The following is a 15,587-nucleotide window of genomic DNA, read 5'->3' on the forward strand; positions in this document are numbered from 1 at the left end:
AACGAAAGGGAGGGGCAAAGATGAAATATAAGGACTTAATCATCGAAACACCCCGATTGGTCATCAGACCCTTTGTAAACCGGGATTACAAAAACTGGTTAAGGGAACACCTGAACAGGCTCCCATCCCAGCATAAATATGATGTTGGCTATCAGGACATGAGTGAGTGCACGGAGTTCTGGTTCAGGGAGATGCTTCTGAAGCATGATGAAATGATCGATCGGGACCAGGTCTATATTCTGGGGATCTTTCTGAAAGAAGGTGGCGCGAATATTGGGACCATCGACTTCTCCACTCTGATGCGGTACAACTTTAACTGGGGAAGGGTCGGTTACACGGTACATAATCGTTACTGGAACCGGGGCTACGGGAAAGAAGCTGTGAAGGCAGCCCTTCAGCTGGCTTTTGTCAAATTGAATTACCACAGGATCGAGGCCCATATCAATCTCGATAACGCGCCATCGATCAGCCTTGCAGAAGGTGTCGGCATGCAGTATGAGTGCACGCGGAAAGGATTCATTTATGAGTTTGGGAAGTGGACGGATAATCTGGTGTATTATGTGAATGCCGGTGAATCATAAAAAAACGATGAGAGCTCATGAGCCCTCATCGTTTTTTTATTATAATCCTTCGATGGTCAGTTCTTTCACTGGCAGGAATTCTTCCCCTGTATCCATGTACTTCACGTTCACCTTGTCATTTTCCTTCAGGTAGATCGCAAGTAAGCTGTTTTCGGAGGAGACGATATAGTTGTTGCCGTTGTCGAGTAAGAATGATACGACTGTGGAGTCGCCTGTCTTTTCTTTATAGACCCGGACGACTGTACCATTTGTCTGTTTCTCCTCGGCTTTTGAGCTGCCGTCAACGCTCCCGCCTCCTCGTTGAAGGGCGGTTTTGTATTGCTTCAATGCCTGGTTTGGTGTGCCCGCATAGGCTGATATTTCCGGGTTGGCTGCCGAGACGATGAAGTAGTTTTGTAAGAAACCATTCGCATCGAGCACCGGGGTCAGCCAGCTTGCTTCTCCGTAGAAGTTATAGAGCACCGGCATTTCGCCGTCCCATTTTTTCTCGATGAATTTCTTCTGGATGATCTGTAGGGCTCCTTGTGAATCCATGTAGGATTCTTCAAGATTTCCTGTGTAGAATGTCGCTTCTCCCGTTCTTGAGTTCGTCAGGGAGTAACCGAGCATGGAATCGACACCTTCTTTTGGCGAGGTGAAATCGGTGAAGTAGTACATGTCACCATTTTCGTCAAAAATAGGGCTCACATTGGCTTCGGTCCCTTCATCTGAAGGAAGCTTGACGTCTGATTTACCGAAGCGGCTGTTCCAGAATCCTTGAACGTAGTTACCGAAATAACTGTTTTGGAGGCTGACGGTTTCCGGTGAAATCGCGCCGTCAATGAAATCCGGTACGTCATCGATTTTGTATGACTTGGTATCACCGGATTTTGGATCTACCATGACGATTCCTTTCGCTTCAAATCCATTTCGTGCAGAAATGAACTCACCGTACGTTCGAATATAGAATGGCTTTCCTTCGTCATCGACCTCAAGCTGAACATCACCATTGAAGATCTGCTTCGGATAGTTCAAGCGGATGTGTCGCTCGATCTTTTTATTAAAGAAGGCAGATGGTGTGTAGACCATTTCCTCTTTAATGAATTTAGGGTTTGCTGATGAATCGGTGGCACTTAGCGTGAAGTAACCAGGTGTTTCATCCCCCTTGAACCATTTAAAGAATCCGGAGAATTCAACCGGTGCAATGTAGACGTACTCGCCATTGACCTTTTGAATCTGCAGTCGTCCAAGCTCATAGTAACTCGTATTCGGAACCTGACCGAATGCTTTCTTCATTTTGTTACGGGCGAATTGTGGAGGGACGCTTGCCGGCGTTTCCTTCTCATCGAACGCTTCGATTTCCGTTTTTACCTCCATTTTCGCTGATTCAAATTTCTGATCGGCGTTGAAGACAAAGGCAGTCAGGAAGTAAGCCCCGATGAGGAGACTTCCAAGGAACAATGCGCCCTTCACCATTCGTTCGGTCCCGGTTGCAAGTGTGGCGCCGAATCCTGCAGCTACGATGAGCAAGATCCACATGCTCGTAAAGTTCTGATCAAGATTCGTCATGTAATAGAAGACGAATACAATGATCGTCGTGATCAGGAGAGTGGCTCCGGACAGTGCTGCAAATGACGGATACCCCTCTTTTTTATTCTGCTTTTTCATGATTGCCATCGGTACGACGAGTAAGGCCATGACCAATCCGACAATGACTGAAAATAGTAATATATTTCCCATAGTGTTCCCCTTTCAAGTGCTTCTGTTTATAGTGTATATACGGATGAGGGGGTGGGGAGGTTTCAATTGTTTTTAGGAGCGTTGACTGAGTGTTCGATTGGGTGGATCGATCGTCCGATCATGGCTATATATCCAACCTAAGCATCATTCGGTATAATAAAAGAAAGCAACCATTCAGGAGGAGTCTATGGATATATTTGATATTGCGAGGATTGCGGGGGTGTCTCGGAAGACGGTACAGCGTGTATTGAACAATTCGGATCAGGTACGAGCGGAGACCCGGGAACGCATTCTGCAGATTATGGAGGAGAATCACTATCAGCCCAATGTGTCAGCGAGAAGGCTGGTGAAAAAAAAGACGCACACGATCGGCCTTTTTATCATTCAAGATCCTTCGAAGCATCGTATATATTCGGATGACCTATTTTACAGTGTGGTGATCGGGGCCATGATCAATGCCTGTTCAGAGCGGGGCTATAATATGCTGGTGACTATGACGGATCTGAATGATTCCTCCCCGGTTTTAAAACTTTACCGTGAAAAGAGCATCGATGCGGGGATCATCATCAGTTGGAGCAACGTCCAATCAATCGTGGATCAAATTTCCGCAGCGGGCTTCTTGGTGGGGGTCTTTGATCAAAACAACGTGTCAAGGTGGACACCTGAGATCCCGATGCCCGTATTACAAAACGAGGTGAGTGCACTGGGGGCGACCAATCATTTCATTGAGCTTGGTCATGAGGCGATCGGGATCATTACGGGTGATGAAGATAATCCTGCAGCAATGGCGCGATTGAGAGGCTATCAAATAGCGATGCAAACAGCAGGGCTTCCCGTGCAAACGGATTACATATATAAAGGTAAGTTCATCGAGGAGTCAGGACGGGATGCCGTCAATCATTGGATCGGGCGGGGGACTCTTCCTTCAGCTATCGTTTGTTCGAATGATCATATTGCATTCGGTGCCCTCAAGGCGTTAAAAAAAGCCGGCAAAAATGTCCCTGACGATGTGTCTCTCATTGGCTTTGATAATCTATTGCTTACGGAATATACGTCTCCCGCATTAACGACCATGCATGTACCTAGAGTTGAGATGGCGGTGGCTCTGGTGGAGCAGCTGATTCATAGAATCGAGGAGATTCCCTATGAAAAGATGAGTCCATTTCAAGCTGCACTCGTCAAACGAGCTTCCTGTCGTCAAAAAGATTAAGAAGAGAAAATGCTGTATTCCCAAGGGAGTAGGCATTTTTTTTCGTTAAAAATGGAATTGTTATTGTAAAAAAATGTTGTCAAAGAGTGGTGATGCTTTTATAGTTATATACAAATGTCCCACGTGAGACATCAATCAAAACAGGAGGCGTTCCAATGATTAAAAAAGCTGTCACCTCTTTTACCGCTGCATGTCTCATCATGAGTCTTACACCAGGAAACATAGGAAAAGCAACGCAGAAAGAAAAGCCTTTTCACCTCAAGGATTCGACATTAATAGATAAAACGATTGAAGGCGACCTGGTGATCACACCTGATGCCGGAAAAGACATCACCCTTGAAAACGTGACGGTTCACGGGAAGACCCTTATCAAAGGGGAAGCGCCTGATACCCTTCAGCTGTCCGATTCGGAGTTACACAATCTATCGGTTCAAGGACCTGGTCACCCTACAAAGATCACCGTCTCTGGGGAATCAATAGTCGAAGAAACCCTGTTGGATGGAAATGCCGAGCTTGAAGAAAGAGAACTTTCGTCCGTTGGATTCCAAAACGTAACCGTATCGGCATCCACGGTCAAAACGAAGAAAGCTGATTTGAAAGGCGAGTTCGAAACGATTACAACCACTGGTAAAAAAGGAAAGGCTGAAGTAGAGCTTGACGGCGTTGCAGATCGGTTTGAAATGAACGCGCTTTCAAACGTCAACCTTGCTAAGGATGCGTTAGTAAAGGAACTTACTGTATCAGCATCCGGTAAAGGGTCGATTATCGATGGAGACGGTAACGTGGAGAAAGCAACTTTGAACGGCACCGTTATATATAAGGGAGAAGAAACAAGTGATGCATCTTCTTTTGCTTCACCATGGTCCCTCGTATGGAATGACGAATTCAATCAGGCCGAAATTGACCGTTCGAAATGGACGTTCGATATCGGCAACGGGTTTACCGATGCCAATGGTACCTTTATACCCGGGTGGGGGAATAATGAAAAACAATATTACACAGACCGCCCTGATAACGCTAAGGCAGAAGATGGAAAGCTCGTCATCACGGCTAAAGAAGAAGAGTATGAAGGCCACTCTTATACGTCCGCACGCCTGAAAACGAAGGGGCTTTTTTCAAAAACGTATGGGAAATTCGAAATGAAGGCGTCGCTTCCAGTCGGGAAAGGCTACTGGCCGGCGTTCTGGATGCTCCCGGAAGATGATAAGTATGGAGGATGGGCAGCCTCCGGTGAAATCGATATATTAGAAGCCCAGGGAAGTAATCCACAAGAAGCGATCGGGACGATTCATTACGGTGAAACCTGGCCGAACAATAAATACACCGGCGCTCACTATGCCTTTGAAGATGGATCGACCATTGCCGACGAGCATGTATACTCAGTTGAATGGGAGCCGGGGGAAATTCGTTGGTATGTGGATGGAAAGCTCCGCCAAACCCAAAACAATTGGTATAGCAAAGGGACAGGCAATGCGGCCAACTTCACGTATCCTGCACCATTTGATCAGCCTTTTCACATGTTATTGAATGTGGCGATCGGCGGGAATTTTGACGGGGATCCAACAGAGGATACCATGTTCCCTCAATCCATGGACGTTGACTATGTGCGGGTTTATGATCTGACGGGAAGACCGTATAAAACGCCGGAGTTGCCTGTATTCGAACAGCAACCATTACCGGAAGAAGCGAAACAACCCCTCGAAGACGGAAATCTCATTTACAATAATGGATTTGATCAGGACTGGGATGACGTTGAAGGGATTGAAGGGGTGGAGAATACGGATTACTGGTATTTCTTGACCGTCCCTGATTTTGGAGGGAAAGCGAATGTGTCCCTTGATCAGTTGGATAGCGTGAACTACGCAAAAGTCGATATACAGGAGCCCGGTAATCAACCTTATTCTGTCCAGCTGATACAAGATGCCTCTATTGGAAAAGGACGTTATTATCGTGTGTCTTTTGATGCGAAGTCCAGTGAGGCGCGTCCGATTAATGTAAAAGTCAGCGGGGGTCCAGAGAGGGGATATGCCACGTATTCACGAAGTGAGTCGTTTGAGTTAACAGATCAGGTGCAAACCTATGAAACGGTGTTCCAAATGACGGAGGAAACCGATCTTGCAGCCCGACTGGAGTTTAATTTAGGCTTGTCCACCCTGCCTGTCTGGATCGGAAATGTCCGGGTCGAGGAAATCCCTCCTGTGAAAGTGGATCCGGATGCTTCCAAGTCTGCGCTTCCTGACGGGAACCTTGTCTATAATGGGACGTTCGACCAGGGATTCCCTGACCGTTTGCTTTATTGGAATTTGGTAGATTCCGAGAATGCTGAGTTCATCGGGGTGGATCCCGATGAGCGGGTATTTTCTGCCAAGCCTTTAAATGAAACGGACAAAGTACAATTAGTGCAAAAAGGTGTTCAGCTTCAAGCTGGAAGTGAATATGAACTGACACTGGACGGGATGGCTGAAAGTGCCCGTGATATTCAGATTGAGATGAGAAGCAAGGATGGAGAGGTTTCCTATGCAGCGGAAACGATTCCTCTGAATGGTGATTGGGAGAGTCATGGCATGGCTTTCAAGATGCGGGATGTAACGGATTTGGAAGCGCAGCTGGTCATCCACCTTGGGGGCAGCACTCATAAAGTGAAGCTGGATAATATGAAACTATTGAAAAAAGTGGGACCCATTGATCCGTTTCCTATTAAAAACGGGACATTCGACAATGCTTTAGATCCCTGGGAGTCTTACATCCATTTTGATGCAGGGGCAAGTATTCAGCATGTCGATGGTGAAGCACATATCTCCATCGGGAATGAAGGGAAGGAAGCATGGAGCGTTCAACTCTTTCAAGGGAATCTGGTGCTAGAGCCCGGGAAAGAATACACGCTATCCTCGATGCAAGCTCTTCAGTAGCACGGTCGATGGAAGTGACGCTGGAAAACAGTCAATATACGCGGTACCTTTCGGAATTTGCTGAACTTAATGAAAATCTGGGTCGCTTTGAATATACGTTTACCACCCCTTTGAGGGAGGAAACGAGTTTGAAGTTTTTACTTGGTGCCACTGGAGAGGTGCTTGGCGCACATGATGTGGTGATTGATAATGTGGAGTTGAAATAAGTTTGGGTACAGCGTCTTTTGGGCGCTGTGCTTTTTTGTTTAGGTTTTGAGTGTGGGGAGGCTTGAGGGTGTGTGAATGCTTTGGACTAAATGTTCCGCCGGGTGGAGGGCGTGTAGTTTTGACGGAGAATAGTAGAACGGTCGATAAATCTCAAAGCGCCCATAATCCCCCTGGACAAAAACGACTCCGACACCCAAAACTCGTATGATTCCCGTTCAAACTCCTCCCAAAACAACACAAACCTCATTATAATCACAAAAAAAGCAGCCGATCTAAGATCAGCTGCCTACCCCTTCACCCAAAACCACTTCAACCCCGAAGTGATCCGAGACAACAGGCTTATTGACATCATTAAAGATGACCCGGGACGACCGAACGTCCACTTTCTCACTGGACAACACAAGATCAATCCTTAAATCGACCTTATTCTCATCCCATCCGGCAATCTTCCCTTCAACGGTTATCCCGTTGTCACGTTCAACAGCTTCATCAAATGTATCCATGAGTCCTTTGGAAAGAAGGTAATCATATCCTTCCTCACGAACCCATGCATTATTATTGAAGTCGCCCATTAAAAAGAAGGGGAATTCAGTGGTGACTTGCTCGATCAATGAGTCAACCTGAAACTTAAACGGTTCTTCTTCGTCCGTCCACCAGCCGAGGTGGCAGGAGTAGAAGGTGAGGGGCTTTCCTTCATATGAAATCGTGGCCCCTGCGATCTTACGGGTTTTCCAGTAGGATTGGTCATGGCTTTTTGAGATGAAGAAGCGGTGTTCTTCAACGACCGGGTGCTTCGTTAAGATGGCGACGCCTTCTTCATAGACGTCGTACCCGATATGAGCGAAGTCCCATACTAATGAATAATCCTTCACGCCAAGTTTCTCCAGTTCCCCAAGAAGGACAAGGGCAAAATTGTCTTTTTTAACTAAGCCCTGGGCAGTCTCACTTTCGATCAGCTGACTGACTTCCTGGAGGGCGATGACATCGTAGGATTTCTCCGCGATGTCATGTGCCAGGATCGAGATTTTTTCGAGTTGGCTGTCTTCTTGCCATGAGTGACAATTCAACGTGAGTAATTTCATGTATTACGCTCCCAGTAGATCTTGAATGTCAGACTTGATGACGTCTGCTTTCGGACCATAGATGGCTTGTACGCCTTTGTCTTTCAGGATGAGCCCCAATGCTCCGTTTTTCTTCCATTCCTGTTCAGTCCCGACTAGGCTTGTGTCTTTTACAGTTACACGAAGACGGGTCATACATGCATCCACGTCTACGATGTTGTCTTTACCGCCAAGCATGGCAACGACTTTCGGCGCGATGGAATCTTTACTTACTGTCCCGCCGCCGGTAGTTGCTTCGTCTTCAATGTAGTTCCCGTTACGACCCGGTGTCGGGAAGTTGAACTTTTTGATCAAGAAGTTGGCAACCGTGAAGTTAAGGCCAAAGAATACGATACACGCAATCACAAAGTTCACAAGGTCGACCCATAGGCCGGCTTTGAGGATCATCGGAACACGAGTCAATAGCTCGATGGATCCAAATGAGTGAACACGGATGTTGACGATATCCACAATCGCGAAAGCAAGTCCCGTCATGATGGCATACACAACGTATAAAAGCGGAGCTGCAAACATGAACATGAATTCGATTGGCTCTGTAACACCTGTTAAGAATACTGCTAAACCAGCTGATAGGAACATGGATTTGTATTTTTTCTTCTTGTCTTTATCCACATTACGGTACATGGCATAAGCGATACCGATTAAAGCAGCTGTGGATAAAATCATTTGACCTACTTTGAAGCGTGCAGGTGTGACGTCATTTAATAATTGTTTGTAGCTTTCCGTATCTCCTGCAGCCAGGAAGTTGTTTAAGTCAGCGATCCATGCGAGCCATAGTGGATCTTGACCAGCAACCGTCGAACCTGCTCCTGAACCAGTCAGGATCTTGTACGTTCCGCCGAGTTCCGTGTAATTGATTGGAACCGTTAACATATGATGCAGACCGAATGGTAATAATAGACGCTCTAACGCACCGAAAATGAATGGCGCAATGATTGGCGCTGTGTTACGGGATGTTGCGATCCATTGACCGAAGTCATTGAGTAATCCTTGAATGAATGGCCATACAATGGACATTACGACAGCGATTACAACAGAACCTACAATAACGACGAATGGCACGAAACGTTTTCCGTTAAAGAAGGAAAGGGCATCTGGTAATTTATCATAGTTATAATATTTGTTGAAAAGGTTGGCTCCTAAGAAACCTGAGATGATTCCGACGAATACACCCATGTTTAAAGCGGGTGCACCAAGAACCGATGTGAAATAATCAGAAACAATTAACGTTTGTCCGAAAAGAGAAGAGACCGTTGCTTCGGGGTCTCCAAGCATATCTCCATTGACTCCGAAGATCGCTCCGGTAATACGGTTGATCAGGACAAAGGCGATCAATGCAGCGAAGGCACCGCCCGCACGTTCTTTCGCCCATGAGCCACCGATGGCTACTGCGAACAAGATGTGAAGATTGGTGATGATTCCCCAACCGATATCCTCCATAACTCTTGCAATCGTTTGCACTAATGTGATGTCTCCACCCATCATTGCAATCAACTTACCGATGGAAATCATAATCCCTGCAGCTGGCATGACGGCCACGACCACAAGCAATGCTTTCCCGAACTTCTGCCAAAAATCAAATGACAATAAATTCTTCATAAACCCGTTTCCTCCTTTAATATCAATCTATTCGACTATATATTTTACATTGGATTACATGTGTGCGTTTACATTTCAGATTAAGTGAAATGCTGATTGGTGCATCTTTATCATTAGAGTGCATGTATCATGAAAATAGATGCAACCGTTTGCACTAACTAAACACATTTTATGATATCCCTTTCAAGAAAGCAACAACAAAATATTATTTTAGTAAAATATTATTAGTTTGAGGGACGGACCTTGGTAGGTGAGGGTATGTTACAGGGGGTGTGGATAACTATTCTGGTTGTTTAGTAGTGGGAGGAATAGATGGGAATATATTCATGGGATGAGGATTGTGGATAATTTTCAGGAGGTGTAATGGGTTGATCTATTGTGGATGAAATAGGGGTGTGGATAAGTGTCAGAGAATCGCTGGACCGCCATTCAATTTCAATCACTGCAATTACATCCCTCACGAATTCACCGCCAATTCACAAAAAAACATCCAACCTCTCAAGATTGGATGTTTTTAAACATTATTTCAACAATCGCAGACCATTTAAGATAACCAAGATCGTACTACCTTCATGCCCGATGACCCCATAAGGGAGATCCAGGATTTGCAGGAAGTTCGACGCGATCAGCAGCATGATCACAGCGATGGAAAACACCACGTTTTGTTGCACGATCCGTTTCATTTTTTTCGAAAGCTTGATGGCTTCAGCAATACGGGTAAGATCGTTTTTCATTAGCACGACATCGGCTGTTTCCAGTGCGACGTCGGTTCCTTCACCCATGGCGATTCCTACGTTGGCCGTTGCAAGTGCAGGTGCGTCGTTGATTCCGTCCCCGACCATTCCGACGGTACCGAATTGACGTTTCAGCTTTTTCAGTTCGTCTACTTTCGTTTCCGGCAGGCACTCGGCAATGAAGGAGGCAACCTTGGCTTCTTCTGCAATGGCACGGGCCGTCTTTTCGTTGTCCCCTGTCAGCATGATCGTTTGGACGCCTTCATCTTTAAGGAGTTGCAAAGCTTCGATGGTTTCTTTACGAACCACGTCTTTCAATGCGATCAATGCCACAATCTGATTTTCCTTGGCAACGAAGACCGTTGTTTTACCTTCAGAAGCGATTCGTCCAAAGGCACCATCCATAAATTGTTCTGCCAACACTTTATCCACAAAATCTGCTTTCCCGATTTTCCATTCGGTTCCGTTCACAAGCGCTTTGACTCCCCAGCCGGATACGTCTTCGAGGGAATCAGGCTGAAAAAGTTCCGCGTTACGTTCACGAGTTGCGTGTTTCACAATGGCTTGAGCAAGTGGATGATTCGACTGATTTTCAATCGAAGCGACGACAGTCATCACTTCATGTTTATCCACATGATCCGCAACCACTATATCCGTCACAACTGGTTTTCCTTTCGTCAACGTACCGGTTTTATCAAAGGCAATGGCTTTGATGTTGCTCAAGTTTTCCAAGTGAGCTCCGCCTTTAAAAAGAATTCCATGACGGGCACCGTTTGAAATCGCCGATAAACTCGCAGGCATGATAGCGGCAACCAGGGCACAAGGTGAAGCAACAACGAGTAGGACCATTGCCCGGTAGAATGTTTCCGTCCAGCTCCATCCGAGTAGGAAGTGGGGCAGGAACATCATCAGGAAGACAACGGCAAGCACTACTTTTACATACGTTCCTTCAAAGCGTTCGATGAACTGCTGTGAAGGCGATTTTTCGCTTTGCGCGGATTGCACAAGGTCAATGATTTTTTGGAAAAGGGTTTCACTGCTTGGTTTGGTCATTTCAATGGTGATGGCACCGTTGATGTTGACCGTTCCAGCGAACACTTCATCTCTTTGACCTTTAGTTACAGGGACGGCTTCCCCTGAAATGGCTGCTTCATCGATGGACGTTGTTCCTTTTACGACAATACCGTCCGTTGGCACGCGTTCACCCGGTTTGATCAGAATATGGTCTCCGATTTCAAGGCTTGAAACGTGGACTTTCTTTTCGCCAGATCCTGTCACGAGCCATGCTTCTTCAGGCTGAAGCTGCATGAGTGCGGAAATTTCCTTCTGACTTTTGTTCATCGTATACGTTTCAAGTGCGCCGCTGACAGCGAAGATGAAGATCAGGATGGCACCCTCTGTCCAGTAACCGATAATGGCAGACCCCACTGCGGCAAAAATCATCAGCATCTCTACATTCAGCTCTTTGTTTTCGATGGTTTCTTCGATTCCTTCTTTGGCTTTCGCGAATCCGCCGATGACAAAGGCGAGGAGATAGAAGATGATGCTCAAGCTTGAGTCGTCATTTGATGTCAACCATCCCAGTAAAATAAACACACCACTGACCAATGCGGCAATCAATTCTGCATGAGGTTTTATTTTTTCAAAGAAGTGTATTTTTTCATTTGGTGCTCCCATGGATAAGGCTTTGGATTGTGAGCTCATAGCGTATTCCTCCTTCAGATAAATGAAAATACGAGATTCTCATTGAGAATAATAATCAACGTCAATACCCCTATAAAACGACGAAAGCTGCCACCAATGAAAGGTGACAGCGAAACTGCACGTGCTCTTAGATGATTTTATATGAAGTTAGTAATTTATAATTATTATAATCTAATCCTATCACATGTATATGATAATGGAAAGAGTTTTGTGCTAGTTATTCTGGGTTATTTCACTACGTCGATTTTGAAGGGAAAAGACGAGTAGGCTCACAAAAATCATCAGCATCATGCATGCAATTAAGTAGAAGAAGCTTGAGCCTTTGAACCAGTCGATGGTGATCCCTCCAACGAATGGACCCATCATGCTTCCGAAGCTGAAGAAGATCCCGCACATGATGTTTCCGGCAGGAAGTAATTCTTTTGGCAGAAGATCAGTCATATAACTAATACCAAGTGAAAAAGTCGATCCGACAGCCATCCCGGCTAACGTAAAGCAGATAAATAAGCCCATGGTGGATCCAGAGACGATTCCTGCGGCAGAAAAGCAGAGAAAGCCGATCATCATGACGATGAGCAGGACATTTTGTCTTCCATATTTGTCACTCAGAATCCCGAGTGGTACCTGGGAAATGATACTTCCCACGGCAAAAGCAGGCAGGAGGATGGCGACTGCTTCAATGGAAAGACCGTTTCGAAGGGCGAACACAGGGAAGTTTCCATTTAATGAAGCTTCAAGGAAACCATATCCCAACGGAGGCAACAGGGCGACCCATGCATATTTGAGAACCTTTCCGAAGCGCTGGAACGATCCAAGGAACGAGGCACTGCCGATATTTTGCTGATCGGGGAATTCGTTTTGTAATTTAAAGACGAACATCCACACGGTCAGGCTTAATAAGGAAGAGATGATGAACGGCAATGCCTGATGGATGGTGATGAGCTGAGTCATCATCGGTCCCACGGCAAAACCGACTCCAAAAGAGACCCCGTAGATGGATATATTACGTCCGCGATGTTCTTTTGGTGAAAACGATGTGATCCATGTCTGGGTGGCGAAGTGCAGCATGTGATCGCCGATTCCAATGCAAAGACGCAGGAAGAACCAGAACCAGAAGGATTTCCAAACCGGGAACAGTAAAAGTGACGCTGCGACCACTATTCCTCCGATGATGATCATAGGCTTGTATCCGATTTTATGAAGTGGCCTTTCCATTAATGGAGAGGCGAGTAAGATTCCGATATATAGTGCAGTTGCGTTTAATCCGTTCAGGGAGGAAGAGATGCCGTCCTGCTCGAATATGATGGCGATTAAAGGAAGGAGCATCCCTTGTGAGAATCCTGAAATTGCCACGATTCCGACAAGGACCCAGAAACGGAAGGTAAGTGTTTGATTCATTTGTAAAAACTCCCAATCATTGATGATTACTTATTAGATGGTACCCCCAATTTCATTGTTTGGCAATACGAAACGAATAGAGTAAAATCAAAACATCTACTAACATAATAAGGAAGGAATGATGTAAAAATGGAATTTAACATGCAAGAAGGCGGATTTTTCACAGATTTAGGGTTTGGGAAGCTGGAGGTTTCGGGTAACGAAGAGTATGGCTTTCGGCCGTTCCAATTATTGGTATCTTCCGTAGCAGTCTGCAGCGGGGGAGTGCTCCGAAAAGTACTGGAGAAAATGCGCATCGAATTTGACGACATACATATCAAAGCAGATGTAACCCGCAACGAAGCCGAAGCAAACAGAGTCGAAGCCATCTCCCTTCACTTCACCATCAGAGGGACGGACCTCGACGAAAACAAAATCGAAAAAGCCATGAAGCTCACCCGCAAAAACTGCTCCATGGTCCAATCCGTACAAGACAGCATCAAAATCGAAGAAACGTTTGAGTTAGTGCAGTGAAATTTTGAGGGACGGACCTCCATTCAACGAGCATAAATCTTATTGTAACAAGGTTTATAACTAGATGGGAGGTCCGTCCTTCAGTGCAGTAGAGTGTTGAGGGATGGACCTCAAATCAGTTTAAGCCCTATTCCATCAAGGTTTATAACCAGATGAAGGTCCGTCCCTCACTACAGTAAACTGTTAAAGGACGGACCTCTAAAATCAGCATAAGTCCCATCAAACAAGGTTCTCATCTGATTGAAGGTCCGTCCCTCTTTAGGTGTCCTCTATAGGCTTAGTTCTTGTGGTTCTTTGCCTGTTTTTTCGTAGTAGAGGATGGTTTTGGGTGTGAGTTTGAGGAGCATGTATTCCGGGTCATCGGGGCTTGCGATCCAGGATTTTAGTTGGTCGTTCCAGAATTTCTCTTTCAGCTCTTTGGATTCTTCTACAGTTGCCTCTGCTTCAATTTCTACATAGTGCTCATGATCGGAATCTCGGTCATGGCCCAGAAGAATATGAACATGAGGGTTTTGTGCGATGTCTTCCGCTTTGTGTGCATGCTCATTGGTTGCGGTGTAAAGAGTAAGGTCTTCATGGTAGAACATCATAAAGCGTGAATATGGTTTGTTGTCTCGGATTGTGGCAAGGGTGCCCGTTTTATGGTTGGAAAACAACTCAACGATCTTATCTTTTAAGTTTTGAGCCATGGGTGGTACCTCCTAATTGGGTTCTACCTATAATGTGTCTAATCTCACTTGATTTAAACAAATTTTCTTTTAGAAAGAAGGATCTTACACATGAACAAAATATTTGCACTGCTTGTATTTGCAGGAGTTCCGATCTCAGTCATCGGTTCACTGCTTCATTGGCCGAATGTAATTATGTTCGTAATCTATTGTGTGACGATCATTGCCCTTGCAGCATTTATGGGAAGGTCGACGGAAAGTTTGGCCGTTGTGTCAGGACCCCGTATCGGCGGGTTGCTTAATGCCACCTTTGGAAATGCGGTTGAACTCATTATTTCAATTTTTGCGTTAAAAGCTGGTTTGGTTGGCGTCGTGCTTGCCTCCTTAACTGGATCCGTACTTGGAAACCTTCTATTAGTTGCCGGGTTGTCCTTCTTTGTTGGGGGAATCAAGTTCAAACGTCAGAAGTTTAATGTGTTTGATGCCCGTCACAACTCGGGGCTGCTTATGTTTGCCATTATCGTTGCTTTCGTGATTCCGGAAGTATTCGCCCAGGATATGAACGAAGCGAAGACCATGTCCCTTTCAATTGGTGTGTCTGTTATTTTAATCGCCCTTTATTTATTTGCCCTATTCTTTAAATTAGTCACTCACCGCGGGGTGTATCAGCATGAAGGCGAAGAAGGTGCGCACGCTCATGAAGAACCGGAGTGGAGTAAAGGGAAAGCATTACTGATCCTTGCCGCCTCTACAGCAGCCGTTGCCTATGTATCTGAACGCCTCGTTCATACCTTTGAAGAAGTAGGGAACACATTCGGCTGGAGCGAACTGTTCATAGGGGTCATCATCGTAGCCATCGTCGGAAACGCTGCCGAGCATGCGTCGGCGATCATAATGGCTTATAAAAATAAGATGGATATCGCTGTGGAGATTGCAGTTGGATCTACCTTGCAGATCGCGATGTTTGTAGCGCCGGTTCTTGTATTGATTTCACTGTTTTTCGAAACGAGCATGCCGCTGGTGTTTACGTTACCGGAACTGGTGGCCATGGTTTCAGCAGTACTTGTCACGATCGTCATATCCAATGACGGGGAGACGAACTGGTTTGAAGGACTGACCCTACTCGCAGCCTATTTCATCATGGGGATCGGATTTTATCTACTATAATAAAAAAAGAAGCGGAGTCCAATTACGGACTCCGCTTCTTTTTTAGGGAATGTAGGA

12 protein-coding genes are annotated in these 15,587 nt (G+C 45.7%); 6 read left to right on the forward strand and 6 right to left on the reverse strand.

From position 1 onward, the window contains the following. Nucleotides 1-20: 20 nt before the first annotated feature. Nucleotides 21-581 (forward strand): GNAT family protein, encoded by a 561-nt coding sequence (locus AAEM60_RS03125; protein ID WP_299741657.1) that lies wholly within the window; start codon nt 21-23, stop codon nt 579-581. A 39-nt stretch (nt 582-620) separates the two neighbouring features. Here AAEM60_RS03125 and AAEM60_RS03130 read toward each other — a convergent pair whose 3' ends face one another. Then, nucleotides 621-2,300 carry a hypothetical protein gene (locus tag AAEM60_RS03130; protein WP_341357366.1) on the reverse strand — a complete coding sequence of 560 codons (1,680 nt, stop codon included), beginning with the start codon at nt 2,298-2,300 and terminating at the stop codon, nt 621-623. Between the two features lie 187 nt (nt 2,301-2,487). Between AAEM60_RS03130 and AAEM60_RS03135 the strand changes: the two genes are divergently transcribed. The 3 genes from AAEM60_RS03135 (at nt 2,488) to AAEM60_RS03145 (ending at nt 6,625) form a co-directional block, all read left to right on the forward strand. Beyond that, nucleotides 2,488-3,510 carry a LacI family DNA-binding transcriptional regulator gene (locus AAEM60_RS03135; RefSeq protein ID WP_299741661.1) on the forward strand — a complete coding sequence of 341 codons (1,023 nt, stop codon included), beginning with the start codon at nt 2,488-2,490 and terminating at the stop codon, nt 3,508-3,510. Between the two features lie 155 nt (nt 3,511-3,665). Next, entirely contained in the window at nt 3,666-6,419 is a 2,754-nt protein-coding gene (locus AAEM60_RS03140; RefSeq protein ID WP_341357367.1) for a carbohydrate binding domain-containing protein, read from the forward strand. Between the two features lie 8 nt (nt 6,420-6,427). Then, the gene (locus AAEM60_RS03145; RefSeq protein ID WP_341357368.1) at nt 6,428-6,625 is read left to right on the forward strand and encodes a hypothetical protein; all 198 of its coding nucleotides are present in this window, start codon (nt 6,428-6,430) and stop codon (nt 6,623-6,625) included. A 279-nt stretch (nt 6,626-6,904) separates the two neighbouring features. Here the strand turns inward: AAEM60_RS03145 and AAEM60_RS03150 are convergent, their stop codons facing one another. From AAEM60_RS03150 to AAEM60_RS03165, 4 genes are all read right to left on the reverse strand, one after another. Then, a complete protein-coding gene (locus AAEM60_RS03150; protein ID WP_299741664.1) occupies nt 6,905-7,708 on the reverse strand; it encodes an endonuclease/exonuclease/phosphatase family protein in 804 nt (267 codons plus the stop codon). 3 nt (nt 7,709-7,711) lie between these two features. Then, nucleotides 7,712-9,346 carry a PTS transporter subunit IIBC gene (locus AAEM60_RS03155; protein ID WP_341357369.1) on the reverse strand — a complete coding sequence of 545 codons (1,635 nt, stop codon included), beginning with the start codon at nt 9,344-9,346 and terminating at the stop codon, nt 7,712-7,714. A gap of 521 nt (nt 9,347-9,867) precedes the next feature. After that, nucleotides 9,868-11,784 carry a heavy metal translocating P-type ATPase gene (locus AAEM60_RS03160; protein ID WP_341357370.1) on the reverse strand — a complete coding sequence of 639 codons (1,917 nt, stop codon included), beginning with the start codon at nt 11,782-11,784 and terminating at the stop codon, nt 9,868-9,870. Between the two features lie 213 nt (nt 11,785-11,997). Then, entirely contained in the window at nt 11,998-13,182 is a 1,185-nt protein-coding gene (locus AAEM60_RS03165; RefSeq protein ID WP_341357371.1) for an MFS transporter, read from the reverse strand. 129 nt (nt 13,183-13,311) lie between these two features. On the opposite strand from AAEM60_RS03165, the gene AAEM60_RS03170 reads away from it, so the two are divergent. Beyond that, complete coding sequence (locus AAEM60_RS03170; RefSeq protein WP_299741672.1) at nt 13,312-13,695, forward strand: OsmC family protein; 384 nt, start codon at nt 13,312-13,314, stop codon at nt 13,693-13,695. A 269-nt stretch (nt 13,696-13,964) separates the two neighbouring features. Here AAEM60_RS03170 and AAEM60_RS03175 read toward each other — a convergent pair whose 3' ends face one another. Next, the gene (locus AAEM60_RS03175) at nt 13,965-14,384 is read right to left on the reverse strand and encodes a pyridoxamine 5'-phosphate oxidase family protein (RefSeq protein ID WP_299741673.1); all 420 of its coding nucleotides are present in this window, start codon (nt 14,382-14,384) and stop codon (nt 13,965-13,967) included. A 90-nt stretch (nt 14,385-14,474) separates the two neighbouring features. Here AAEM60_RS03175 and cax point away from each other — a divergent pair, with 90 nt between their 5' ends. Then, on the forward strand, nt 14,475-15,530 hold the full coding sequence (cax, locus tag AAEM60_RS03180; RefSeq protein WP_044338559.1) for a calcium/proton exchanger: 1,056 nt from the start codon (nt 14,475-14,477) through the stop codon (nt 15,528-15,530). The last annotated feature ends 57 nt before the right edge of the window (nt 15,531-15,587 follow it).

This window comes from Rossellomorea sp. y25 (genome assembly GCF_038049935.1).
GTDB lineage: Bacteria > Bacillota > Bacilli > Bacillales > Bacillaceae_B > Rossellomorea.

What these genes read in the sequence shown, in the direction of transcription:
- AAEM60_RS03165 (WP_341357371.1), bottom strand. Translation starts at nt 13,182, where the DNA reads ATGAATCAAACACTTACCTTCCGTTTCTGGGTCCTTGTCGGAATCGTG.
- AAEM60_RS03145 (WP_341357368.1), top strand. Translation starts at nt 6,428, where the DNA reads ATGGAAGTGACGCTGGAAAACAGTCAATATACGCGGTACCTTTCGGAA.
- AAEM60_RS03160 (WP_341357370.1), bottom strand. Translation starts at nt 11,784, where the DNA reads ATGAGCTCACAATCCAAAGCCTTATCCATGGGAGCACCAAATGAAAAA.
- AAEM60_RS03135 (WP_299741661.1), top strand. Translation starts at nt 2,488, where the DNA reads ATGGATATATTTGATATTGCGAGGATTGCGGGGGTGTCTCGGAAGACG.
- cax (WP_044338559.1), top strand. Translation starts at nt 14,475, where the DNA reads ATGAACAAAATATTTGCACTGCTTGTATTTGCAGGAGTTCCGATCTCA.
- AAEM60_RS03150 (WP_299741664.1), bottom strand. Translation starts at nt 7,708, where the DNA reads ATGAAATTACTCACGTTGAATTGTCACTCATGGCAAGAAGACAGCCAA.
- AAEM60_RS03130 (WP_341357366.1), bottom strand. Translation starts at nt 2,300, where the DNA reads ATGGGAAATATATTACTATTTTCAGTCATTGTCGGATTGGTCATGGCC.
- AAEM60_RS03125 (WP_299741657.1), top strand. Translation starts at nt 21, where the DNA reads ATGAAATATAAGGACTTAATCATCGAAACACCCCGATTGGTCATCAGA.
- AAEM60_RS03155 (WP_341357369.1), bottom strand. Translation starts at nt 9,346, where the DNA reads ATGAAGAATTTATTGTCATTTGATTTTTGGCAGAAGTTCGGGAAAGCA.
- AAEM60_RS03170 (WP_299741672.1), top strand. Translation starts at nt 13,312, where the DNA reads ATGGAATTTAACATGCAAGAAGGCGGATTTTTCACAGATTTAGGGTTT.
- AAEM60_RS03140 (WP_341357367.1), top strand. Translation starts at nt 3,666, where the DNA reads ATGATTAAAAAAGCTGTCACCTCTTTTACCGCTGCATGTCTCATCATG.
- AAEM60_RS03175 (WP_299741673.1), bottom strand. Translation starts at nt 14,384, where the DNA reads ATGGCTCAAAACTTAAAAGATAAGATCGTTGAGTTGTTTTCCAACCAT.